Below are 22,066 nucleotides of genomic sequence, written 5' to 3' on the forward strand. Positions count from 1 at the left end.
GGCCGTGCGGCACGGACCCGGGGACGACGAGGAGGCGTACGGGATGCGAGCAGTGGTGGTGCACGGGTTCGGTGGCCCCGAGGTGCTGGAGACGGTCGAGGTGCCGGTTCCCGAGCCGGGGCCGGGACAGCTGCGGGTGCGGGTGGAGGCCGCGACCGTCAACCCGGTGGACGCGCTGGTGCGCACCGGCGGCACGGTCGCGGCCGGGATGGCGCTGCCGCGCGCGGTGTACGGGTTGGGCTGGGACGTCGCCGGGACGGTGGACGCGCTGGGCCCGGGGGTGGCCGGCTTCGCCGCCGGCGACCGGGTGATCGGACTCATCGACCGGCTGGATCTGCCGCTGGGCGGGTACGCCGAGTACGCGGTGCTGGAGGCGGCGGAGACCGCGGCCGCGCCGCCCGGGGTGTCCGCCGTCGAGGCGGCGACCCTGCCGCTCAACGGGCTGACCGCCTGGCAGGGGCTGGACCTGCTGGATCTGCCGGCCGGGAGCACGCTGCTGGTCGGCGGAGCGGTCGGCGGCGTCGGCGGTTTCGCGGTGCAGCTGGCCGTCGAGCGCGGGCTGCGGGTGGTCGCGGTGGCCGGCCGCGGGGACGACGCGGACGCGGCGCTGGCGCGCCGGTTCGGTGCCGCGTTCGTGGTGCCCCGGGACACCGATGTGGCCGCCGCGGTCCGGGCCGTGCTGCCCGGCGGGGTGGACGGGGTGCTGGACACCGCGCCGCTGGGCGTCACCGCGCTGGAGGCGCTGCGCGGCGGCGGGGCCTTCGTGTCGTGCGTCCCCGGGGCGGCGCCGGTGGCCCGGCGGCGCACCCGGGTGGAGAACGTGTGGGTGGGGGCCGACGGGGCGGCGCTGGGGCGGCTGGCCGCGCTGGCCGGGCGGGGGCGGCTGACCCTGCGGGTCGCCGGGACCTTCCCGCTGGAGCGGGCGGCCGACGCCCACACCCGGCTGGCGGCCGGCGGGCTCCGCGGCCGCCTGGTGCTGGTGCCCTGACGGCGCCCTCCCGTCCCGGCCGGGACCGGCACGGGTGAGGCCCCGCGATCGGGGGGACGTCGCGGGGCCTCACTTAGTTGAACGAAGAACTCTCTGCTCGTGTTCCCGGTCCGCGCCGGCCGCCCCGAACCCCCGGCGCGTGCGCAGCCCCGCAGGTGAGCCCGGTGGCCCAGGCCGGGACCCACCGGCGACAGGCGCCCGTATGGGGGCATAGAGTCTGCTCGTCCGGGGGGACGCAAGAACACACCTTGGTGCCGCGCGAACGAGCGGAGCGTGGGGGGAACGTGCAGGGCAGCAACATTCACTCGGGCGGGCCGCAGCGGAACCGGCACCGCCGGAAGCCGACCCGGGCGGCCAGGGCGTGGGCGGTCCGCCGCTGGGCCTTCCGCCGGCTCCGGCTGGACTACCCCCGCGCGCGCAAGCGCGGGGTGTGGCGCTGGCTCCCCTCGTGGCGCCAGACCGGCCTGTTCCTCCTCTTCTGCCTGACCACCCTCATCAGCGGACTGAGCGTCCTCTACCTGCGGACCGACATACCCGACGACCTGAACGAGTTCGCCACCCAGCAGGACAACGTCTACTACTGGGCGGACGGCTCGGAGATGGCGCGCACCGGCCCCGTGAACCGCCAGGACATCGCCCTGTCCAAGGTGCCGGAGGACGTGCAGTGGGCGGTGCTCGCGGCGGAGAACGCCAGCTTCTACTCCGACAGCGGCATCTCGCCGAGCGGGCTGACCCGGGCCTTCACCCGCATGGTGACCGGGGGCGAGACGGAGGGCGGGTCCACGATCACCCAGCAGTACGTCAAGAACGCCTACCTGAACCAGCGGCAGACCTTCTCCCGCAAGCTCACCGAGATGTTCATCGCGATCAAACTGGACGACCGGATGAGCAAGGAGGAGATCCTCGAGGGATACCTCAACACGAGCTGGTTCGGCCGCGGCACCTACGGGATCGCCCGGGCCGCGAACGCGTACTACGGCAAGAACGTCTCCCAGCTGTCCGTCAGCGAGGGCGCCTTCCTCGCCTCGCTGCTCAAGGGCGCCGGTTCCTTCGACCCGGCGATCAGCGACAAGAACCGCGAGCGGGCGAAGGAGCGCTGGTCCTGGGTGCTGGACCGGATGGTGGAGATCGGCCGGCTCTCGCGCGAGGAGCGCGCCCGCATCACCACCTTCCCCGAACCGATCGCCCCGCCCCCGCAGAAGGGGCTGACCGGCCAGAACGGCTACCTGGTGGAGCTCGCCCGGGCGTACGTCGCCTCCCACACCGACATCACCGACGCCGAGTTCGACCTGGGCGGCTACCAGATCCACACCACCTTCGAGAAGACGAAGGTGGACGCGCTCGCCGCGGCCGTGGAGGAGGCACGCGGCGGGCTCGACCCGAAGGGGCGCGCCGCGGACCGCAACGTGCGGATCGGCGCGGCCTCGGTGACCCCGGACGGGAAGATAGCGGCGCTCTACGGCGGCCCCGGCTATCTGGAGCAGGGCTTCAACGACGCCAACGCCTCCAATGTGCCCGCCGGGACCTCCTTCACCCCGTTCGTGTACGCCGCCGCCCTGCGGGACGGGGTGCAGCGCGAACGGAACGGGGCCCGCTCCCCGGTGTCCCCGGAGACCGTGTACGACGGTGACCACGAGATCGCCGTCCGCACCCCGGAGGGCCCCTACTGGGACCGCAGCGGCAAGATCGTGCGCGGTTCCAACGACGGCGAGCGGTCCTGGGGGCGCATCACCCTGCGCAAGGCGGTCGAGCAGTCGGTCAACACCCCGATGATCCAGCTGGGCATGGACGTGGGGCTGGACCGGGTCCGCCAGGCCTCGGTCGACGCTGGCCTGCTGCCCGGCAGCTTCGGGGCCACCCGGGCGCCCGGGTTCTCGCTCGGCACCGCCAAGCCCAGCGCCATCCGGATGGCCAGCGCCTACGGGACGTTCGCCGCCGACGGGATGCACACCCCGCCCTACTCGGTGGTCTCGCTCTCCCGGAACGGGGACGCGGTGGAGCTGGACAAGCCGCCCACCGCGCGGGCGTTCAGCGCGCGGATCGCCGGCCAGGTCGACGAGGCGCTCGAAGGGGCGGTCCGGGAGGGCACCGCGCAGGAGGCGGCGGCGGCCGGTTCCGGGGTGGCCGGGAAGCCCGGTACCGCGCAGGACGGCACCTCGGCGTGGTTCGTGGGCTACACCGACGAGCTGGCCACCGCGGTGTCGCTGTCCCGGCTCGACCCCAAGACGCAGGAGCTGCTGCCGCTCACCGGCCTCGGCGGACTGGACGGCGAGCGGCCCGGCGGCGATATGCCGATCGACATCTGGACGGACTACATGACGTCGGCCCGGGAGGCCGAGCGGTCCGCCCCGCTGCGCTGACCCCGGACCGCCGCGGGCCGGGACTCCGCCGCCGGGAGCCGGCCCGCGCCGCCGGACCCGGTGGGTCCGGCGGCGGTCACTTCTTGAGGTAGGTGCCCCAGTCCGGGGACTCGGCCGGATCCAGCAGCCGCAGCTTCTCCAGGACCTTCGGGTCCTGGGCGTCCAGCCAGTCGGCCAGCTGCCGGAACGACACGCACCGCACCCCGTCGCGCCGGCACACGTCCCGCATCACGTCCTCGATGGCCTGCATGTATATGCCGCCGTTCCAGGTCTCGAAGTGGTTCCCGATGAACAGCGGCGCCCGGCTGCCGTGGTAGACCCGCTCGAATCCGTTGAGATAGGCCTGGCGGGTCAGCCGCTCCCACTCGGCGTATTTCGCGGGGTCGCCCTCGGTGGTGTCACCGGACTGGTTGTAGAGGAAGTTGAAGTCCATGGACAGGACCTGCTTCTCGCTCTCCGGGTACGGCACCAGCTGCAGCGGGAAGTTCCAGACATCCTTGATCTTGGACGGCCAGATCTGGAAGTCGCCGGGGGAGCTGGCGTCGTAGCGCCAGCCGAATTCCTTGCTCGCGGCGATGAGGTTCCGCTGCCCTTCCAGGCACGGCGCGCGACCGCCCACCAGTTCCACGTCGTAGTCGAACGGCAGTGGCTTGATGTCGGTGAACCCGGTGTTGGTCTTCCAGTTCTTCACGAAGGAGTACGACTGCTCGATCTCGCTCCGCCACTCGTCCTGGGTCCAGTCGCCACCGCCCTTCGTGCCGCAGAAGTGGCCGTTGAAATGGGAGCCGATCTCGTTGCCCTCCAGCCACGCCCCGCGGACCTGCTCCAGGGTGTCGCGGATGTGCGGGTCGGTGGGGAAGGAGATGGCGGCGGCGCCGCGCCGGTGCTGCGGCGGCTGGTACAGGTCCCGCTTGTAGGTGGGCACCAGGTACATGCCGCTCAGGAAGAACGTCATGTCCGCGTTGCTCTCCTCGGCCACCCGGCGGAAATGCGAGAAGAGGTGGTCGTCGCCCTCCAGCGCCCCGTCCCAGGAGAACACGACGAACTGCGGCGGCTTCTCGCCGGGCTTCAGCTTCTTCGGCTTCGGCTGCTTGGGCTGCGGTCCGGTGTAGGAGGTGGACCCGTCGCCCAGCACCTTCACCTTGCCGTCCCAGTCGGCGTACTTGTCCTTCCGCTTCGGCGCCGCTTTCGTCCCGCCGGAATCCCGTTCCCCCGCTTCGGAGCCGGCCGGGCCGCGCGCCCCGCTCGGGTCCGGTTCCTCCGACGACGATCCGGAACCGCCGCCCGTCAAAGAGACCAGCAATGCGACGATCACGGCCACGGCTATCAGCGCGGCCATGCCGTACGCGCGCTTTGCCTGCAACGCTTTCAAGGTGTCCGCCCCCACGCGCCCGGTACGACAGTACGACGCCCAGTATCACCGAAGTATCACGTTGTCTTCACACGGGTACCGGTGCCGGGCCGGACGGCGGCGCGGGAGGGACGCCGGACCGGGCCGGCCGCGGCGGCCGCGGACCGTCGGCCGGCGCCCCGCCGACCGGCGGCGCGGCCGGGGAGGCCGGCGGCGCCGCGCCGGATCAGGCGACCGGGGGCGCGGCCGCCGGTTCGGGCGCCGGGGTGGGGGCCGGGAGGGGCGCCGGGACGGCGGTCGGCAGCGCGTAGTGGCCGGCCCGGCCGTCCCGGTACACCAGCCGGGCCCCGCGCCGTTCCGCCTCGCTCCGCCGCACCAGCTCGAACCGGCCGCCGACGTCCAGGGCCACGCTGTGCCACGGGGTGAGCCAGTTGTCGGCCGTCTCGACGAGATGGATGCCGAGCTTCTCCGCGCCGCACGGCTGCGGATGGATCGACAGCCGTACCGCCGCCGGGAAGCGCTCGGCGAGCAGCTCGCCCCACGCCCGGCTGCGCTGGATCACCGTGTACGCCCGCGCCCGGGCGTCACGCTGCAGGGCGGCCCGGCTGCCGGTGTACTCCGGGGTGTTGGCGTCCTCGAAGAGGAAGCGGGTGATGGCCCGGTACAGGGCCACCTCCTCCCCGGCCCGGATCCGCTCCCGGAGGGCGTCCAGCGGCTCGGCGTACCGCTGGGTCAGCACCGACCGCATCCGGTCGTGCCCGGCTCCGGCCAGCTCCGGCAGGTCGTCCAGGGTGAACAGGCCCACCCCGCCGTGCGGCAGGGCGTCGATCCAGCCCTGGAGCGTGTGCTGGTAGGCGGTGATGTGCTCGTCCCGGATGCCGACCGCGTCGCTGAACACCCGCCCGTCGGAGCAGATGAGGATCCGCGCGCCGGGCGCGTGTACCGCCCCGATCCGGGCACACAGGCCGTCCAGGAACTCCAGCGCCACCCGCTCCGCGGTGTCCGGCAGCACCCCCAGCACCTTCGCGGTGTTCGGCGACTTGCCGGGGAAGGCCGGCAGGACGAACCGGACCGGCTCCCCGGCCGCCACCGCCCGGGCGACCTGACCGGCGTGCGCGGCCAGGCACCGCTCGCACGGCGCGCTCCGGGTGGCGGCCGGGACCGCGGCCGGGCCGGGGTCCGCGTCCGCCGCCTTGCGCTGGTGACGCAGCACCAGTTCCAGTACTCGCCGCGTGACGCTCTCGACGTCGCTGCCGGCCATCCGCCCTCCCGAGTGAGAGGCGGAAGGCTGACTGGGAAGTCGCTGACACACCGTCAGCGTGGGGGACCTTCCGCCGGGTTGCCATCCTGGCCAGCACTGGAACTTTCAAGTAATCGCAGCGCTTCATAGCATGGGCCTATGGACCTGGAAGTGCGTCACCTCCGGGTGGTCTGTGCGATCGCCGACGCCGGCAGCATCACCAAGGCCGCCGCCGGGCTCGGCCTGTCCCAGCCCAGCCTCACCGCCCAGCTGCGCCGCATCGAACGCTACCTGGGCGGCCCGTTGTTCGTACGGTCCCGGCAGGGCGCCTCGCCCACCGCGCTGGGCGAGTTCGTGCTGGCCAAGGCCCGTACGGTGCTGCCGTCCATCGACGCCATCCAGGTGGAGTCGGCGCTCCGGGCCGGGGCCGCCCCGGACCGCCGCCCGCTGCGCTACGTGGCCACCCCCGGCCCGCTCATGGTCGGCCTGCTGGAGGAACTGCGCGAGCTGTTCCCCGGGGCGTCTCCGGCGCTGCGCACCGAGACCCATGTGCCCACCGCGGTCGACCTGATCGCCAGCGGCCAGCAGGACCTGGCCGCGGTGGTGGAGTACCTGCGGCCGGTACCCGTGCCGCCGCCCCCGGACGTCGTGGCCCGCACCGTCGCCACCGAGCCGGCCTTCGTCCTGCTGCCCGCCGGGCACCCGTTCGCCACCCGGCCGGCCGTCGGCCTCGCCGAGTTCGCCGACGCCGAGTGGGTGCTGCCGCCGAACCAGGCCTGCGGACTCTTCGAGGCGTTCACCGCCGCCTGCGTCGACGCCGGCTTCACCGCCACCATCCGGCACGAGGCGGAGTCGTCGGCGGCCCGCGAACTCGTCGCCCGCGGCACCGCCGTGGGCCTGGGCCAGGCGACCTTCCGCAGCACCCCCGGGATCGTCCCGCTGCCGCTCGCCGGCTGCCCGCTGCTCATCCGCCAGGTGCTGCTGTGGCACCGCGACGGCCCGCTCGCCGCACACGCGCGGGAGATCACCGAGGGCGCCGAGCGGGCCTACGCCGCGGCGGTGCGGCGCAGCCCGCACTACCTGGCCTGGCTCGCCGAACGCCCGCCGCCGGGCGCGGAGCAGGGCTGGGCGGGCGCCGGCGACGCGCCGCCCTGACCCTCGGCTGGCGGCGCTCGGACACCGCCCGCCCGCGGCCCGGCCCCGGGCGGGGCCGGATCCCGCCCCCCCGTGATGCGCCCCCGCCGCTCCTGGGTGATCCTGCTGTGAGGAGGCCATCGTCGAGAGGCAATGATGCGCACCACTGACCTGACATCCAGCACGCTGGCCGCGCTGCGCAGGCGGCGCCCGTACCCGGCGGTCACCGTCACCCTTCCCACCGACCCGCGCGCGACGCCGGCCATGGCGAAGAACGCGGTGCAGCTGCGGAACATGATCGCGGAGGCGAAGCGCCGGCTGGAAGCGGACCCGGACGTCCCGCGGGAAGCCCGCTTCGACATCTCCGAGCAACTGGACAAGGCCGCCGCGGAGGTCGAGTCCCGCTACTTCGGCGAGTCGCTGGCGATCTTCGCCGCCCGGGGCGAGCACGAACTGTGGTACCTGCCCCGCCACGCCCCCGAACGCGTCGTGTTCAGCGACACCTACCTCACCCGGAACCTGGTGGCCGCCCGGGAGCGGACCCGCCCGTACTGGGTGCTCACCGTCGCCGCCGACCTCACCACGCTGTGGAGCGGCAGCAACGGCACGCTCCGCGAGGAGCAGGCGCACGGGTTCCCGGCGACGCCCCCGTCGCTGGCGCCGGACCCGGAGCGCGAGGAGCGCACCGGCGACGTACCGGGCCCGTTCGGTGGCGAGAACGCCCGTATGTACCTGCGGCAGGTCGACGCCGGGATCGAGAAGCTGCTCGCCGCGGAACCGCGTCCGCTGTACCTGGTCGGCGCCGTGGAGGCGCTCAGCCTGCTGGAGGACGTCGGCGGCGCGGCCAGGTCGGCGGTGTCCAAGGTGGTCAAGGGCGGTCTGGCCGGCGGCCCGGCCTCCGCGCTCACCGAGGCCGTCACCCAGGCCCGCGACGAGCACGCGGCACAGGACGCGGAACGCGTCATGGCCCGGATCGACCAGGCCCAGGGGCGCAAGACGTTCGCCGCGGGACTGGAGGAGGTGTGGCAGGTGGCCCGGGAGGGCCGGATCGAACTGCTCGCCGTCGAGGAGGGCTACCAGCGGACGGTCCGGGTGACCGGTGAGCACCTGGTCCCCGTCGACCCGGCCGGGACCAGTCCGGAGGAACTGGGCAGCGAGGTCCAGGAGGACATCGTCGACGAGATCATCGAGACCGCGCTGGACACCAGCAGCGAGGTCGCCTTCCTCCCGGACGACGCGCTCCGGGCACACGACCGGATCGTGGCGGTGCTGCGGTTCTGACCGGCCGCGCCCCGGCCCGCCGGGCCGGGGCGCGCGGGAGACCCCGGGGTCCGGTCCGCCCCTCGCCGGGCGGGCCGGACGGCCCGGGTTCACCGAACGGCCACACTCCGGTGCGGAACGGTCACACCGGGGACGCCTCGGCGTTGCCGGCGGCACCCTAGCGTGGGCGGCCGTTCGAGCCCTCCGAAGTCCGGCAGGAGACTGAGAGCACCATGACGGCACCCACCACCCCCGCCGCGCAGCGCCCCCGCAGCCTCGATGACGTCAAGGGCTGGTTCCCGCCGCTCGACCAAGTGCTCTTCGAGCGCTTCCTGGCCCGCCAGGAACGGCTCGACGAGCGCGGCGACCTGCTGGAGATGGGCGCCTACCTGGGCAAGAGCGCCATCTTCACGGCCTCCTTCCGGCGGCCGGAGGAGCGCTTCACGGTCTGCGACCTGTTCGACGCGGACGCCCCGGACGAGCACAACGCGGCCGAGGCCCGCAAGTCGTACGCGACCTTGACCCGGGTGGCCTTCGAGCAGAACTACCGGGCCTTCCACGACGAGCTGCCGTACATCGTGCAGGGGCCGACCTCCGAGGTGCCCGCGCACGTCCGGCCGGACAGCTGCCGGTTCGTCCACGTCGACGCCTCGCACCTGTACGAGCACGTGGCCGGGGACATCGTGGCCGCCCGCGCGGTGCTGCTGCCGCACGGCGTGGTCGCCCTGGACGACTTCCGCTCCGAGCACACCCCGGGCGTGGCCGCGGCCACCTGGGAGGCCGTCTTCAACGGCGGGCTGCGGCCGATCTGCCTGAGCACGCAGAAGCTCTACGGCACCTGGGGCGACCCGGAGCCGTTCCAGGAGGAGCTGCTGGCCACCACCGAGTGGCGCGCCGGGCTGCGGATGAGCGTGCAGGAGGTCGGCGGTCAGCGGATCCTGCGCTTCTCCGGACGGCCGGAGCACCCCGCCACCGCGCCGGTCTCCCGGTTCGCGGGCGAGGCGCCGGCGGAGCCCGCGGCCGCGCCGGCCGCCGCGCCGCGTCCGGCCCCGCGCCCGGCCCCGGTCCGGGCGGGCCGCCGGGTGGCCCGGGAACTGCTCCCGCCGATCGTCACCCGGGCGCTGCGCAAGCGCCGCGCCGAGCGCGCCCGCACCCGCTGAGCGGGCCCGGCCGCCGGCCCGGCGCCCTCGCGCCGGCCGGCCGGGGCCCGGCGCGGGCGCCGGGGCCGGAGGCGGGCGGTGCCGGGCACGGGTGCAGGCCGCACGTGATCGCCGAGCACGAGGGCGGTCGGAGGCGGGCCGTCGGTGCCGGGCACCGGGCGTGGGCGCGGGGCTGGCTGCCGGGCGTGGGCGCGGGCCGAGCGCCGGGTCAGACGCGGGCGGTGCCGAGCGCCGGGTGATCGGCGATCACGGTGCAGGACCCCGGCGCGATCTCGGTGAAGCCCGCGTCCCGGACCACCGGCAGGCCGGCGCCGAGCAGCCGCGTCCACCGCTCCCGGTCCGCCGTGCGCACCGACAGCGCGAACCCGGCGTCCCGCCACGCCGCGCGCCCCGCGCCGTCCAGCGCCCACCAGGCGAGCTGCGCGCCGTGCCCGGCCTGGGCCATCGCCTTGCCCGCCGACATCCGCACGTCGGGGCTGAGCCAGAGCACCGGGTGGCCGGCGTCCGGCGGTCCGCAGGGCTCCGGGTCGTCCAGGTCGGTGCCGCTGACCTGGAGTTTGATCAGTTCCTTGGGCCAGCCGTCCAGCGGGACCGGCGGGAAGACCCGGACCTCGGCGGTGCGCCCGGTGACCGTGACGCCCGGCAGGGCCGCCGCGCGGCGCCACTCCGCCCCGCGCGCCCGGCGCACCACCTTGCGGATCCGGGCGTCCTGCCAGTCCCGCACCGCCTGGGTCCACGGGCCGTCCTCGGCCGTCGCCCGCTCGTCGGACAGCAGGACCAGCACCGCACGGGCGGCGGTCTCCAGGGCGTCGGTGCGGGCCGGGGGAGCGGTCTTCTCGATGCGTACCACCAGGGGCAGTACGAACTGCGGGGCGGCGTCGCGGTCCGGTGCGGCCCCGGGCGCGGCGGCCCCCGCGGGAGCGGTGCCGCCGGTGGTCGCGGCGGGGGCCGAGGGGGTGCCGGGGTCCCGGGTGTCAGAGCTGGTCACCCGGTCCAGTGTGCCAGCACCCCGGCGCCGGGCCGCCGGTGCCGAGCGTGCTCGGCCCCGGGCCGCGGCCTCCGGTCCGACGACCGGGCGCGTGCGTTCGCGAAGACCGCCTCGCGCGGCCGCCCGGGCGTTCCGGCGCCGTCGGCCGGGCACCGACGCGTAGGCTCAACCTCCATGAGACTGCGGGGAGTCGGGCGCCGGTACGGCCTGCGCGGGCCGTGGGTGCTGCGGGGTGTCGACCTCGACGTGCCGCGCGGCGCGCTGCTGCGGGTCGAGGGCGGCAACGGCAGCGGCAAGTCGACGCTGCTGAGGCTGGTCGCCCGGATCGACGCGCCGAGCGCGGGCCGGATCACCGGCCGGCCACGCACCGCGTACGTGCCCGAACGCTTCCCCGCCGAGCTGCCGTTCACCGCTCTCGGCTACCTCACCCACCTCGGGCGCGTCCACGGGCTGCGACGGCCCGTCGCGGCCCGCCGGGCGGTCCACTGGCTCGACCGGTTCGGGGCCGGGGGCCACGCCCGCAGCCCGCTGGCCGAGCTGTCCAAGGGCACCAGCCAGAAGGTGGCCGTCGCCCAGGCGCTGCTCGCCGAGCCGGAGCTGCTGGTCCTCGACGAGGCGTGGACCGGCCTGGACCGGGACGCCCGCCGGGTGCTCGACGAGGCCGTCCTGGAACGGGTCGCGGGCGGCGGGACGGTGGTGTTCGTGGACCACGACCCGCGGCGGCTGGCCGGCGCCCGGCACACCCTGCACCGGGTGTCCGGCGGCGGGGTCGCGCTGGTCCCGGGCCCGGCGGGGCCGCCCGGACCGGGCCCCGACCCGCGCTCCGGGCCGGCCGGGCCGGACTCGCGCTCCGGGCTCGCCGGGCCGGAACCGGGCGATGGGCCCGCCGGGCCGGAACCGGGCGATGGGCCCGCCGGGCCGGAACCGGGCGATGGGCCCGCCGGCCCAGGCGCCGCGGACCCGGACGCCGGCCCCGGCCCCGGCTCCGCGGCCGCCGCGCGGACGGTGCTGATCGAGGCCGAGGGGCCGCCCGGCGCCGAACTGCCGCCCGGTCTGTCCGCCGCCCCGGCCGGCCCCGGGGGCCCGCGGGGCGGGCCGCCGGGTGCCGGCCCGGCCGTCCGGCTGACGGTGGCCGCGGCCTCCTCCGACGCCGTGCTGCGCGCCCTGCTCGGAGCCCGCCCCCCGTGGCACATCCTCGGCGTCACACCGCTGCCCGAAGGGTCCGGGGACCGTCCCGGCCCCGCCGCCCCCGGCGCCGCGGCCCCCGCCCCGATCACCCGGCCAGGAGAAGCGTGACCGCCCTGATCCGCTACCAGACGGCCCTGCTGCTGCGATCCCACCGCTGGCTGCCGCCGCTCGTGCTGTACGGCGCGTTCCTCGCCGTCGGAGTGCAGACCGGCGGACCGATCCTGGACTCGCTCGGCTACACCGCCGCCGTGCTGCTGCCGGTCGCCGCCTGGCTGGTACGGGTGGTGACCACCACCGAGCCCGCGGCCGCCCGCGCCTGCGCGGCAGCGGCGAGCAGCCCCGCGCGGCTCCATCTGGCGGCCCTGCTCAGCGCGCTGCTGTGCTCCCTCGCGCCGGGTTCGGCGGCCACCGTGCTGATCGCCGCGACCAGCGACCCGCACAACACGGACCGCACGGTCGGGGTGCCGGTGGCCCAGGCCACGGCCGCCGGGCTGCTGGCCACGCTGGCCTGCGCGCTGCTCGGCACGGCGGTGGGCGCGCTGTGCAACCGTCCGCTGCTGCACGGCCCGGGCCGGGCGGTCCCGGCCACCCTGCTCGCCGCGCTGCTGGTGCTGCTGGTGAGCGGCTCCCCCGCGAACGCGGCGGTGACCGGGCTGGTCACCGGCTCGCACAGCGGGACGGTGAGCATCCCCTGGGGGCCGCTCGGCGCCGCGGTGGGGCTCGCCGCCGGGGCGATGGCGCTGGCCTGCCGGCTCAGCTCGCGGCGCCCCTGACCGGCCGCGGCACCGCCCCCGCCGGGGCGGTGCCGCGGCCCGGGCGGTCAGCGGTGCCAGGGCCCGGTGATCGCGAAGGTGGTGCCCGGCGTGTAGCAGTTCACGTACATGGTGTCGCGGTCGGGGGAGAACGTGACGCCCGCGAACTCGCCCCACTCGGGCGCCTCCGGGGTGCCGATGTTCTGCCGGCCGCGGGCCATCGGGTACACCTCGCCGCGCCGGGTCACCCCGAAGACGTGCTGGGCGCCGTCGCCGTCCTCGGAGACCATCAGGCCGCCGCTGGGTGCCAGGCAGATGTTGTCGGGGGACTCGCCCGGCAGCTGGACGTCGGTGCTGGGGCCGAAGACCACCACCAGCGTCAGCCGGCGCCGGGCGGGGTCGTACTTCCACACCTGGCCGAAGTGGTCGGCGGTCGACCCGTCCCGCCGTCTGGCGAAGCTGGAGACGAAGTAGACGCTGGAGCCGCCCCAGTAGCAGCCCTCCAGCTTCTGGGCGTGCGTGATGCCGTCGCGGCCGAAGTCCTGGAAGCGGATCGGGGTCGTCGTGGCCAGCGGGTCCGGGACCGGTACCCACTCGATGCCGTCGATGTGCGTGCCGGGCTCCTGGACGACCGACAGGTCGGGTACCCCGGGGGCCCGCATGGCCTCCAGCCGCCCGCCCGCGCGCAGCGAGCCCCGGCCGCCGAGCGGCTTGTCCGGCAGGAACCGGTAGAACAGGCCGAACGGCTTGTCGAACGCGTCCTCGGTCTCGTACACCACGCCGTTGCGCGGGTCGACCGCGATCGCCTCGTGCTGGAAGCGGCCCATGGCGGTGAGCGGGTGCGCGCCGGTCCGGTGCGGGTCGTACGGGTCGACCTCGAAGATGAACCCGTGATCCTTGGTGTAGCCCTGCTCGCCCGCCTTGAACTCGGTCTCCTCGCAGGTGAGCCAGGTGTGCCAGGGGGTCGGGCCGCCGGCGCAGTTGGTGGAGGTGCCGGCGATGGCGACGCGTTCGCCGAGCACCCGGTTGCGGCCGTCGAGGGTGAGCGCGGTACAGCCGCCCGGTGCCCCGGGGTCGTAGGTGAGCCCCTCGACGGTGGGCACCCGGTGGGCGGCGCTCTGCCGGTTCTCGTGGTTGCGCACCAGGTGGGTGCGGTCGCCCCGGCCGGGGAAGGCGGACATGCCGTCGAAGCTGCTGGGGACCGTGCCCTCGCCCGAGCGCAGGGCATCGCCCTCCCGGGACAGCACCCGGTAGCGGAAGCCCCGGGGGAGGTCCAGGAGTCCGTCCGGGTCGGGGACCAGCGGTCCGTAGCCGGCGTGCCCGGTGTGCGGGGCGGCGGCGGCCGTTCCGGCGAAGAGTTCGGAGACGCTGCCGGCGAAGGCGATGGAGGCGCCGAGCGCGCCGGTGCGCGCCAGGAGCTGGCGGCGGGTTGCTGACGTGCCTGACATGCGGTAACTCCCTGCTGGCGGACAGGAATATGACCCGCAACGGTGTATCACGCGGCACCGCGGGAGGCTACGGTTCGATCAACCGTTTCGCGTCCCGGGCCAGCGCGGTGAGCCGGGAGATGGCGCGGAAGTACTTCTTCCGGTAGCCGCCCTGGAGCATCTCCGCGCTGAACAGGTCACCGAACGGCACCCCGGAGGCGAGCACCGGCACCTCGCGGTCGTAGAGCCGGTCGGCCAGCACCACCAGCCGCAGCGCGGTCGACTGGTCCGGCACCGGCTCCACCCCGGTCAGGCACACCGCCTCGATGCCGTCGCACATCGCGCCGTAGCGGCTGGGGTGCACCGTGGAGAGGTGGGCCAGCAGGTCCGGGAAGTGGTCCAGCGAGGCGCCGGGGACACCGTGCGCGACGGCGGTGACCTGCTCGTCGGTGCGCGGCGGCGGGGCCTCGGGGAGCCCGCGGTGGCGGTAGTCCTCGCCGTCGATCCGCAGGGTGCGGAAGTGCGCGGACAGGCCCTGGATCTCCCGGAGGAAGTCGGCGGCGGCGAACCGGCCCTCGCCGAGCTTGCCGGGCAGCGTGTTGGAGGTCGCCGCGAGCGCCACCCCGGACTCGACCAGCTTGGACAGCAGGCTGGAGACGAGGACGGTGTCGCCCGGGTCGTCCAGCTCGAACTCGTCGATGCACAGCAGCCGGTGGTCGCCGAGGGTCCGCACGGTCTGCTGGAAGCCCAGCGCGCCGACCAGGTTCGTCAGCTCCACGAAGGTGCCGAAGGCCTTCTGCTCCGGGGCCGCCGGGGTGGCGTGCCAGAGCGAGGCCAGCAGGTGGGTCTTGCCGACGCCGTAGCCGCCGTCGAGGTAGACGCCGCGCGGGCCGGCCGCGGGCCGGGACTCCCGCCGGAACCAGCGCTTCCGCCCGGTGCCCGGGGAGGCGTCGCCCAGCCGGGTGGCGAAGTCGGCCAGCGCCTTGACCGCGTCGGTCTGGCTGGGCTGGTCGGGGTCGGGGATGTAGGTGTCGAAGCGCGCCGTGCCGAAGCGCGGCGGCGGCACCATCTCCGCGACCAGCCGGTCGGCGGGTACGTGCGGGGCACGGGCGGTGAGCGCGAGGGGGCCCTCACCGGCATCCGTCGCGCCGGCTATCGGACCCTGGGGCTCGGTGTTGGTGGTCGACACAGCTATCCAGCCTAGACGGTGTTCGGAGGGTCTCCGTCCGGTGAGCGAGGCATGTCACACTGCGGCCTATGCGCCGACTCTTCCCGCTGCCCGCCGGCAGCGCCCCCGCCGAGACCGAGGACCGCGAGTGGAGCCTGGAGGAGCTGGCCGACGCGTACGCCTACCCGACCGGGTGCCCGGGCGGCTGGCTGCGCGCCAACATGGTCTCCGCGCTGGACGGCGCCGCTCACCACCAGGGTAGGTCGCAGCCGCTCTCCAGCGCGGCGGACATGCGGATCTTCGGTGTGCTGCGCGGGCTGGCCGACGCGGTCGTGGTGGGTGCGCAGACGGTGCGCCAGGAGGGCTACCGGCCGGCCCGCGCCCGGGAGGCGTTCGCGGCCCGCCGGGCGGCGGCCGGCCAGCCGCCCGCGCCGGCGATCGCGGTGGTCAGCGCGAGCCTGGACCTGGACTTCACGGCCCCGCTGTTCACCGAGCCGCTGGTGCCCACGCTGGTGCTCACCGGCGAGCAGGCCCCCGCGGACCGGGTCGCCGAGGCCCGGGCGGCGGGCGCCGAGGTGCTGGTGGCGGGGTCCGGCGCCATGGTGGAGCCGGCCGCGGTGGTGGCCGCGCTGGCGGCCCGCGGCTTCACCCGGCTGCTGACCGAGGGCGGCCCGAGGCTGCTGGGCCAGTTCGCCGCCGCCGGGGCGCTGGACGAGCTGTGCCTGTCCCTGGCGCCGCTGATGGTCTCCGGGGACGCGGCGCGGATCACCAGCGGTCCGGTGCTCGTCGAGCCCGAGCGGTTCCGCCTGGCCTCCGTCGTGGAGGAGGCCGGGTTCCTCTTCACCCGGTACCGCCGATCCGACGATCGGCGGAATTGACCGTTCCGCTTCGCTCCGGGCGGGCAGACTTGTATCAACAGACATGAATCATGGCGAGCCCACGCGGGCAAGCGCAGGATGTTTCTGTCCGGGCCCCAGGCCCTGAGAAGAAGGGCGTCCGTCGTGTTCACCAGCGTTTTGATGATCGAGCAGCCCCTCACGCCCGTCGACGTGGAGTTCGTCACCAGCCTGCACGGCGACGACCCCATCTCGTTCGTCGTCCTCATGCAGCCACGCGGCGACCAGGACCGGCTCCTGCGCGCCATCGACGACGTGGCACTCGGCGAGCTGCAGGACGCCGTCCGGGAGGGCGACGTCCCGGAGGGCGACGAGGCCCTGCTGCCCGCCCAGCGCGCGCTGACCCACTCGCTCAACGCGCTGCGCGCGGCCGGCAGCGAGGCCATCGGCGAAGTCGTCGAGCGGCACCCGCTGGACCTGCTGCGCTCGGTGGTCGACCAGACCGGGGCGGACGAGGTCATCGTGCTCACCGCGCCGCACTTCGTGGAGGAGTTCTTCCATCGCGACTGGGCCTCCAGAGCCCGCCACAAGGTCGGTGTCCCGGTGCTCAAACTCTTCGCCCACGCGGCCGACGAGGGGCAGCCCACGGTCGGCGGCTGACCGGACCCCGCCGCCCCGGGAAGGCGCTGCCCGTCCCGGGACGGCCCGGCCCGGACGCCGACCCGCCTGCCGCACCGGACCCCTCCCCGCGGCCCGGTCCGGCGGCGGCCGGGCCCGGCCCCGGCACCACCGCGCCGACGTCGCGGTGCCGGGCCGCACCCGGCGAAGTGCGAGAATCGGCGCCGACAGCCGAGAACCGCGCCGCGGGCCAGCCCGCGACGCAGACGTTGAAGCAGGGGAGCCCCGCATATGGCAGCCGTTCCGACCGCCGTTCCGTCCACCATGGACCGACCGCACTTCATCGGCATCGGCGGCGCCGGAATGTCGGGCATCGCGAAGATCCTGGCCATGCGTGGCGCCCGGGTCGCCGGCAGTGACGCCAAGGACTCCCCGACCGCCGAGGCGCTGCGGGCCCTCGGCGTGACCGTGCACCTCGGGCACGCCGCCGAGCACCTCGCGGCGGACGCCAGCTGCGTGGTCGTCTCCAGCGCCATCCGCGCCGACAACCCGGAGCTCGCCGCCGCCGCGGAGCGCGGCGTCCCGGTCGTCCACCGCTCCGACGCGCTCGCCGCGCTGATGGACGACGCCCGCCCGATCGCGGTCGCCGGCACCCACGGCAAGACCACCACCACCTCGATGCTGGCGGTCTCCCTGACCACCCTCGGCCTGGAGCCGTCCTACGCCATCGGCGGCGACCTCGACGCGCCGGGCTCCAACGCCCACCACGGCGCCGGCGAGATCTTCGTGGCCGAGGCCGACGAGAGCGACCGGAGCTTCCACAAGTACGCGCCCGAGGTCGCGATCATCCTCAACGTGGAACTCGACCACCACGCGAACTACGCCTCCATCGAGGAGATCCACGAGTCCTTCGAGACCTTCGTGGGACGGGTCCGGCCCGGCGGCACCCTGGTGATCTCCGCCGACCACCCCGGCGCCCGGGAGCTGACCTCCCGCCTCAAGGGCCGCGACCGGCTGCGGGTGATCACCTACGGCACCGCCGAGGACGCCGACCTGCGGGTGCTGGAGGTCGTCCCGCACGGCCTGACCAGCGAGGTCACCGTCGAGCTGCCGGACGGTGCGGGGCGGCTCGGCTTCACCGTCTCCGTCCCCGGCAACCACTACGCGCACAACGCCGTGGCCGCCCTCGCCGCGGGCACCGCCCTCGGCGTCCCCGCCCGGGAGCTGGCCGCCGCCCTCGGCTCGTACACCGGCGTCAAGCGGCGCCTGCAGCTCAAGGGCGTGGCGGCCGGGGTGCAGGTCATCGACTCCTACGCGCACCACCCCACGGAGATCTCCGCTGACCTGGAGGCCATCCGCGGCGGCGCCGGGCAGGGCCGGGTGCTGGTCGTCTTCCAGCCGCACCTGTACAGCCGCACCCAGGAACTCGGCATCGAGATGGGCGAAGCGCTCACCCTCGCGGACGCCTCCGTGGTCCTGGACATCTACCCGGCCCGCGAGGACCCGATCCCGGGCGTCACCAGCGCCCTGATCATCGACGCCGCGGCCCGGGCGGGCGCCGAGGTGACCGCCGAGCACGACATGGACGCCGTCGCCGACCGGATCGCAGGAATGGCCCGGCCCGGTGATCTCGTTCTCACCATGGGAGCGGGCGACGTGACCGACCTCGGTCCGCGTATCCTCGCCCGCCTCCGGACCACCGAGAGCTGAGGAGGGCTTCGGGCATGGCGTACGAGATCGACAAGCCGGAGGAGCAGTGGCGCGCGGAACTGTCCCCGCAGGAGTACCACGTGCTCCGGGAGGCCGGCACCGAGCGGCCCTTCACCGGTGAGTACACCGACACCAGGACCGCCGGGGTCTACTCCTGCCGGGCCTGCGGCGCCGAGCTGTTCCGCTCCGACACCAAGTTCGAGAGCCACTGCGGCTGGCCGTCCTTCTACGACCCCAAGGACTCCGCCGCGGTCGAGCTGATCGAGGACCGCTCGATGGGCATGGTGCGCACCGAGGTGCGCTGCGCCCGCTGCGGCTCCCACCTGGGCCACGTGTTCGCCGGCGAGGGCTATCCGACCCCCACCGACCAGCGGTACTGCATCAACTCCGTCTCGCTGCGGCTCACCCCGGACGCGGGCTGACCGGCCGACCCCCGTCCGGCCGGGGGCCGGCCGGACGGGACGGGCCCGGTACGCCCCCGTCCGGGTGCACCGGGTCCGTCAGCCCTCCAGGGCCGCCAGTCCCTTGCGCAGGTCGTCGAGGTCCATCACCGGCTTGATCTCCACGTCGGCGTCCAGCTCCATGAAGAACGGCTCGCAGATCGCGGGGATCTGCGAGGGGTCCTGCATGTCGAAGAAGAACAGCCCGGCCCGCCGGCCGCCGACGCTGGTGAAGTAGACCGCTTCCGGCTGCAACTGGTCGACGGCTCCCTGGATGGCCTGGGGCAGCGCACCGGTCTTGATGGCCTCGTTCGCCGTGCGGGTGTCCATACGTGCGGTGAGCAGCATCCGCATCGCCCTCACTCCTCGAAGGGGGAGCCACCGCGCCGGTGCCCGGTCCGCGCACGCGCTCACGCGATCGCGCCACCCCTCTCAGCGTCCCTCCGGGTCCCCCTGCGCCGCAACACCACCGGCTCCCGGGTCGCGCAGCACCGCCGCGGTCTCCGCGGGGAGCACCAGCACCCCGGTGGGGTCCGGCGGCCCGACCGGCCGCCAGGCGGCGACCACCCCGGCGCGTCCGGCGCCGGGACCCAGCCGCACCTCGGCGGGCCGGCCGCCCAGGTTGACCGCGACGTGGCACGGGCCGCGCCGGAAGTGCAGCACCCCGTCCGGCCGGGCGGTGAGCGCGCCGTACTCCCAGCGCGGATCGGACAGCGCGGGCTCCGCGCGGCGCAGCGCGATCAGCCGCCGGTACCAGTCCAGCAGCTCCGCGTGCGGCGGCCGTTCCGGCTCCGTCCAGTCCAGGCAGGACCGGTCGCGGGTGGCCGGGTCCTGCGGGTCCGGCACCTCCGCCGCCGCCCAGCCGTGGGCGGCGAACTCGCGGCGCCGCCCGCGGCGCACCGCCTCCGCCAGCTGCGGGTCGGTGTGGTCGGTGAAGTACTGCCAGGGGGTGCCCGCCCCCCACTCCTCGCCCATGAACAGCATCGGGGTGAACGGCGCGCACAGCACCAGCGCCGCCGCGCAGGCCAGCAGCCCCTGGGAGCAGTTCACGGACAGCCGGTCGCCGAGCGCCCGGTTGCCCACCTGGTCGTGCGTCTGGGCGTAGCCCAGCAGCCGGTCCGCGGGGGTGGTGCGGGGGTCCAGCGGCCTGCCGTGCGACCGGCCGCGGAACGAGGAGTACCCGCCGTCGTGGAAGAAACCGCGGGTCAGCGTGGTGGCCAGGGCAGCGGTCGGGTCGGCGGCGAAGTCCGCGTAGTAGCCCGCCGACTCCCCGGTCAGCGCGGTGTGCAGGGCGTGGTGGAAGTCGTCGTTCCACTGGGCGTGCAGGCCCAGGCCCCCCGCCTCCCGCGGGGTGACGGTGGCCGGGTCGTTCCGGTCGGACTCGGCGATGAGGAACAGCGGGCGGCCGGTGTGCGCGGCCAGCCGGTCCACCGCCGCGGAGAGTTCGGCGAGGAAGTGCTCGGCGCGGGTGTCGCACAGCGCGTGCACCGCGTCCAGCCGCAGTCCGTCGATCCGGTAGTCGCGGAGCCAGGCCAGGGCGCTGCCGATGAAGTAGGCCCGTACCTCGTCCGAGCCGGGCGCGTCCAGGTTGACCGCCGCCCCCCAGGGCGTGTGGTGGGTGTCGGTGAAGTACGGGCCGAAGGCCGGGAGGTGGTTCCCGGACGGGCCCAGGTGGTTGTGGACCACGTCCAGCACCACGCCCAGCCCGTGCCGGTGCGCGGCGTCCACGAACCGCGCCAGCCCCGCCGGCCCGCCGTACGGTTCGTGGACGGCCCACGGCGCGACCCCGTCGTAGCCCCAGCCGTGCCGGCCCGGGAAGGGGCAGACCGGCATCAGCTGAACGTGGGTCACGCCCAGCCGGGCCAGGTGCGCCAGCCGCCCGGCGGCGGCGTCGAAGGTGCCCTCCGGGGTGAAGGTGCCGGTGTGCAGCTCGTAGAGGACCGCGCCCGGCAGCGGGCGGCCGGTCCACTGCCCCTCCCCCCGGAAGACGGCCGGGTCCGGCACCGCGCTCAGCCCGTCCGGGCCGTCCGGCTGGCGGCGGGAGCGCGGGTCGGGCAGCGGTGGGCCGCCGTCCAGGGAGAATCCGTAGCGGGTGCCCGGGCCGGCGGGTTCCTCGGCGTGCCACCAGCCGGCCCGCCCGGGGGCGCGGGCCATCGGCCGGTCGTGGCCGTCCACCAGGAGCGTGACCTGCGCGGCGTTCGGCGCCCACACCTCGAACAGCACCGGCGACTCCTTCACCACCTCGCCCGACGGCCCGTGTCCCCCACCATGCTGAGGGACACGGGCCGGGCGCGCACCAGGGCGTGGCGGGCCGTCAGCGGGCTGGCGGCGGCGCACCGGTGTGCGCCGTGCTCCCCGGCGCGCCCCCTCAGACGAAGTCGAGCTTCTCCTGGGCGACCGGATAGCCGGCCTTGGCGAAGTTCGCCGCCATCGGCGCGTTGCCGCGGTCGGTGGCGGCGATGATCCGGGTGGCCCCGTACCCGACCAGGTCGTGGGTGCACTCCGCCAGCAGGTCGTAGGCGTAGCCGTGGCCGCGCTGCTCGGGCACCACGCCGATGAAGCCGACGCACGGACCGGTCGGGTTGCGGGCCGGTATGTGGAGACCGACCAGTTCACCCGCCGGGGTGTGGGCCAGCCGCCACCACTCGCGGGGCGACGGCAGCCAGCGGAAGAACTCCATGTTCTCCGCCACCGTGGCCGCCACCCCCTCGGCCGCGAGGGTTTTGCGGTCGTGTGCGTCGAGTGTGCCGACCAGGACGCGGCGCAGCACGTCCTCGAACACGGTGTCGTCCGGCTCGGCCCGGAACTCCAGCCGCCCGGGGCGCGTCGGCAGCCCGTCCTCGGGGGTCCACTCGTAGCGGTAGCGCTCCACCAGCGGCCGCATCCCGGCCGCCAGCACGGCGTCGGTCCGGGCTCGCACGGCCGCCCGGACCACCGGGTCCGCCCGCCAGCCGGGCGGCACCAGCAGGCTGTACTCGGCGGACAGCGGGGCGGACCGCAGCAGCCGCACGGCCGCGTCCGCCTCGCCGTCGGCGAAGTCGAACCAGTCCAGTGCCTTGGGCTCGGTGTCGTCCGGGCCGCCCCACCAGGCGGCCCGGGCCACCACCCGGCCGCCGCGCAGTGCCACCCAGGTCCATTCGGGGCGGTACTCACCGCCCTCGGCGACGGTGGCGTAGACATGGCCGAAGCGGGCACGGCCGACCAGGCCGGGGTCGGGCAGGGTGGTGAACAGGTGCGCGTCGTTCTCGGTGAGCGCGCGGATGACCGGTTCGGTCATGGTGAGGAGATTCCTTCCGGAAGCGGATGCGCTCCCGGATCAGCGGGGGAACGCCCGGTGGACAGGGCGGGAGCGCGGCAATGGGGTGACACACAGGGTGCTCATCGCTCTCCCCTCCTTCCGGTTCTCCAGGGCGTCTCCGGCACGGTAGAGGCGCCAACGCCCCCGT

18 protein-coding genes and 1 pseudogene are annotated in these 22,066 nt (G+C 75.1%); 11 read left to right on the plus strand and 8 right to left on the minus strand.

Going from position 1 to position 22,066, the window contains the following annotated elements; genetic code table 11:
- Window positions 1-43 precede the first annotated feature (43 nt).
- On the plus strand, window positions 44-988 hold the full coding sequence (locus tag ACH4B3_RS07340) for an NADP-dependent oxidoreductase (RefSeq protein ID WP_398461779.1): 945 nt from the start codon (window positions 44-46) through the stop codon (window positions 986-988).
- 251 nt (window positions 989-1,239) lie between these two features.
- On the plus strand, window positions 1,240-3,348 hold the full coding sequence (locus tag ACH4B3_RS07345) for a transglycosylase domain-containing protein (RefSeq protein WP_398461780.1): 2,109 nt from the start codon (window positions 1,240-1,242) through the stop codon (window positions 3,346-3,348).
- 76 nt (window positions 3,349-3,424) lie between these two features.
- Here ACH4B3_RS07345 and ACH4B3_RS07350 read toward each other — a convergent pair whose 3' ends face one another.
- A complete protein-coding gene (locus tag ACH4B3_RS07350; RefSeq protein ID WP_398461781.1) occupies window positions 3,425-4,711 on the minus strand; it encodes a hypothetical protein in 1,287 nt (428 codons plus the stop codon).
- A 214-nt stretch (window positions 4,712-4,925) separates the two neighbouring features.
- On the minus strand, window positions 4,926-5,960 hold the full coding sequence (locus ACH4B3_RS07355) for an L-tyrosine/L-tryptophan isonitrile synthase family protein (RefSeq protein WP_398461782.1): 1,035 nt from the start codon (window positions 5,958-5,960) through the stop codon (window positions 4,926-4,928).
- Window positions 5,961-6,098: 138 nt separating this feature from the next.
- Between ACH4B3_RS07355 and ACH4B3_RS07360 the strand changes: the two genes are divergently transcribed.
- The 3 genes from ACH4B3_RS07360 to ACH4B3_RS07370 all read left to right on the plus strand — a co-directional run bounded on the left by ACH4B3_RS07360 (window position 6,099) and on the right by ACH4B3_RS07370 (window position 9,493).
- Complete coding sequence (locus tag ACH4B3_RS07360; RefSeq protein ID WP_398461783.1) at window positions 6,099-7,094, plus strand: LysR family transcriptional regulator; 996 nt, start codon at window positions 6,099-6,101, stop codon at window positions 7,092-7,094.
- Between the two features lie 132 nt (window positions 7,095-7,226).
- The gene (locus tag ACH4B3_RS07365) at window positions 7,227-8,354 is read left to right on the plus strand and encodes a chemotaxis protein (RefSeq protein ID WP_398461784.1); all 1,128 of its coding nucleotides are present in this window, start codon (window positions 7,227-7,229) and stop codon (window positions 8,352-8,354) included.
- A 212-nt stretch (window positions 8,355-8,566) separates the two neighbouring features.
- Window positions 8,567-9,493 (plus strand): class I SAM-dependent methyltransferase, encoded by a 927-nt coding sequence (locus tag ACH4B3_RS07370; RefSeq protein ID WP_398461785.1) that lies wholly within the window; start codon window positions 8,567-8,569, stop codon window positions 9,491-9,493.
- A gap of 208 nt (window positions 9,494-9,701) precedes the next feature.
- Here ACH4B3_RS07370 and ACH4B3_RS07375 read toward each other — a convergent pair whose 3' ends face one another.
- On the minus strand, window positions 9,702-10,481 hold the full coding sequence (locus ACH4B3_RS07375) for an aminoacyl-tRNA hydrolase (RefSeq protein ID WP_398461786.1): 780 nt from the start codon (window positions 10,479-10,481) through the stop codon (window positions 9,702-9,704).
- A 174-nt stretch (window positions 10,482-10,655) separates the two neighbouring features.
- On the opposite strand from ACH4B3_RS07375, the pseudogene ACH4B3_RS07380 reads away from it, so the two are divergent.
- Both ACH4B3_RS07380 and ACH4B3_RS07385 read left to right on the plus strand, forming a co-directional pair.
- Window positions 10,656-11,294: pseudogene (locus ACH4B3_RS07380) on the plus strand (ATP-binding cassette domain-containing protein); the annotation flags it as partial.
- A gap of 479 nt (window positions 11,295-11,773) precedes the next feature.
- On the plus strand, window positions 11,774-12,442 hold the full coding sequence (locus tag ACH4B3_RS07385; protein ID WP_398461787.1) for an ABC transporter: 669 nt from the start codon (window positions 11,774-11,776) through the stop codon (window positions 12,440-12,442).
- Between the two features lie 47 nt (window positions 12,443-12,489).
- Here ACH4B3_RS07385 and ACH4B3_RS07390 read toward each other — a convergent pair whose 3' ends face one another.
- Window positions 12,490-13,869 (minus strand): alkaline phosphatase PhoX, encoded by a 1,380-nt coding sequence (locus ACH4B3_RS07390; protein ID WP_398461788.1) that lies wholly within the window; start codon window positions 13,867-13,869, stop codon window positions 12,490-12,492.
- Between the two features lie 67 nt (window positions 13,870-13,936).
- The gene (zapE, locus tag ACH4B3_RS07395; protein ID WP_398461789.1) at window positions 13,937-15,037 is read right to left on the minus strand and encodes a cell division protein ZapE; all 1,101 of its coding nucleotides are present in this window, start codon (window positions 15,035-15,037) and stop codon (window positions 13,937-13,939) included.
- Between the two features lie 68 nt (window positions 15,038-15,105).
- Here zapE and ACH4B3_RS07400 point away from each other — a divergent pair, with 68 nt between their 5' ends.
- The 4 genes from ACH4B3_RS07400 (at window position 15,106) to msrB (ending at window position 18,602) form a co-directional block, all read left to right on the plus strand.
- The gene (locus ACH4B3_RS07400) at window positions 15,106-15,894 is read left to right on the plus strand and encodes a pyrimidine reductase family protein (RefSeq protein WP_398461790.1); all 789 of its coding nucleotides are present in this window, start codon (window positions 15,106-15,108) and stop codon (window positions 15,892-15,894) included.
- A gap of 141 nt (window positions 15,895-16,035) precedes the next feature.
- Entirely contained in the window at window positions 16,036-16,512 is a 477-nt protein-coding gene (locus ACH4B3_RS07405) for an indole-3-glycerol phosphate synthase (RefSeq protein WP_398462309.1), read from the plus strand.
- A 249-nt stretch (window positions 16,513-16,761) separates the two neighbouring features.
- On the plus strand, window positions 16,762-18,180 hold the full coding sequence (murC, locus tag ACH4B3_RS07410; RefSeq protein WP_398461791.1) for a UDP-N-acetylmuramate--L-alanine ligase: 1,419 nt from the start codon (window positions 16,762-16,764) through the stop codon (window positions 18,178-18,180).
- 14 nt (window positions 18,181-18,194) lie between these two features.
- Window positions 18,195-18,602 (plus strand): peptide-methionine (R)-S-oxide reductase MsrB, encoded by a 408-nt coding sequence (gene msrB / locus ACH4B3_RS07415; RefSeq protein WP_398461792.1) that lies wholly within the window; start codon window positions 18,195-18,197, stop codon window positions 18,600-18,602.
- 78 nt (window positions 18,603-18,680) lie between these two features.
- Here msrB and ACH4B3_RS07420 read toward each other — a convergent pair whose 3' ends face one another.
- The 3 genes from ACH4B3_RS07420 to ACH4B3_RS07430 all read right to left on the minus strand — a co-directional run bounded on the left by ACH4B3_RS07420 (window position 18,681) and on the right by ACH4B3_RS07430 (window position 21,897).
- Complete coding sequence (locus ACH4B3_RS07420; protein ID WP_398461793.1) at window positions 18,681-18,974, minus strand: hypothetical protein; 294 nt, start codon at window positions 18,972-18,974, stop codon at window positions 18,681-18,683.
- 78 nt (window positions 18,975-19,052) lie between these two features.
- The gene (treZ, locus tag ACH4B3_RS07425; RefSeq protein WP_398461794.1) at window positions 19,053-20,843 is read right to left on the minus strand and encodes a malto-oligosyltrehalose trehalohydrolase; all 1,791 of its coding nucleotides are present in this window, start codon (window positions 20,841-20,843) and stop codon (window positions 19,053-19,055) included.
- Window positions 20,844-20,988: 145 nt separating this feature from the next.
- Entirely contained in the window at window positions 20,989-21,897 is a 909-nt protein-coding gene (locus tag ACH4B3_RS07430; RefSeq protein WP_398461795.1) for a GNAT family N-acetyltransferase, read from the minus strand.
- Between the last annotated feature and the right edge of the window lie 169 nt (window positions 21,898-22,066).

It is taken from the genome of Streptomyces sp. NPDC018031 (assembly GCF_044327625.1).
Classification (GTDB): Bacteria; Actinomycetota; Actinomycetes; order Streptomycetales; family Streptomycetaceae; genus Streptomyces.

Bases quoted from the DNA above. Each gene is read 5' to 3' on its own strand.
- ACH4B3_RS07340 (WP_398461779.1), top strand. From the start codon at position 44: ATGCGAGCAGTGGTGGTGCACGGGTTCGGTGGCCCCGAGGTGCTGGAG.
- ACH4B3_RS07355 (WP_398461782.1), bottom strand. From the start codon at position 5,960: ATGGCCGGCAGCGACGTCGAGAGCGTCACGCGGCGAGTACTGGAACTG.
- ACH4B3_RS07360 (WP_398461783.1), top strand. From the start codon at position 6,099: ATGGACCTGGAAGTGCGTCACCTCCGGGTGGTCTGTGCGATCGCCGAC.
- ACH4B3_RS07365 (WP_398461784.1), top strand. From the start codon at position 7,227: ATGATGCGCACCACTGACCTGACATCCAGCACGCTGGCCGCGCTGCGC.
- ACH4B3_RS07370 (WP_398461785.1), top strand. From the start codon at position 8,567: ATGACGGCACCCACCACCCCCGCCGCGCAGCGCCCCCGCAGCCTCGAT.
- ACH4B3_RS07390 (WP_398461788.1), bottom strand. From the start codon at position 13,869: ATGTCAGGCACGTCAGCAACCCGCCGCCAGCTCCTGGCGCGCACCGGC.
- ACH4B3_RS07400 (WP_398461790.1), top strand. From the start codon at position 15,106: ATGCGCCGACTCTTCCCGCTGCCCGCCGGCAGCGCCCCCGCCGAGACC.
- ACH4B3_RS07405 (WP_398462309.1), top strand. From the start codon at position 16,036: ATGATCGAGCAGCCCCTCACGCCCGTCGACGTGGAGTTCGTCACCAGC.
- murC (WP_398461791.1), top strand. From the start codon at position 16,762: ATGGCAGCCGTTCCGACCGCCGTTCCGTCCACCATGGACCGACCGCAC.
- msrB (WP_398461792.1), top strand. From the start codon at position 18,195: ATGGCGTACGAGATCGACAAGCCGGAGGAGCAGTGGCGCGCGGAACTG.
- ACH4B3_RS07420 (WP_398461793.1), bottom strand. From the start codon at position 18,974: ATGCGGATGCTGCTCACCGCACGTATGGACACCCGCACGGCGAACGAG.
- ACH4B3_RS07430 (WP_398461795.1), bottom strand. From the start codon at position 21,897: ATGACCGAACCGGTCATCCGCGCGCTCACCGAGAACGACGCGCACCTG.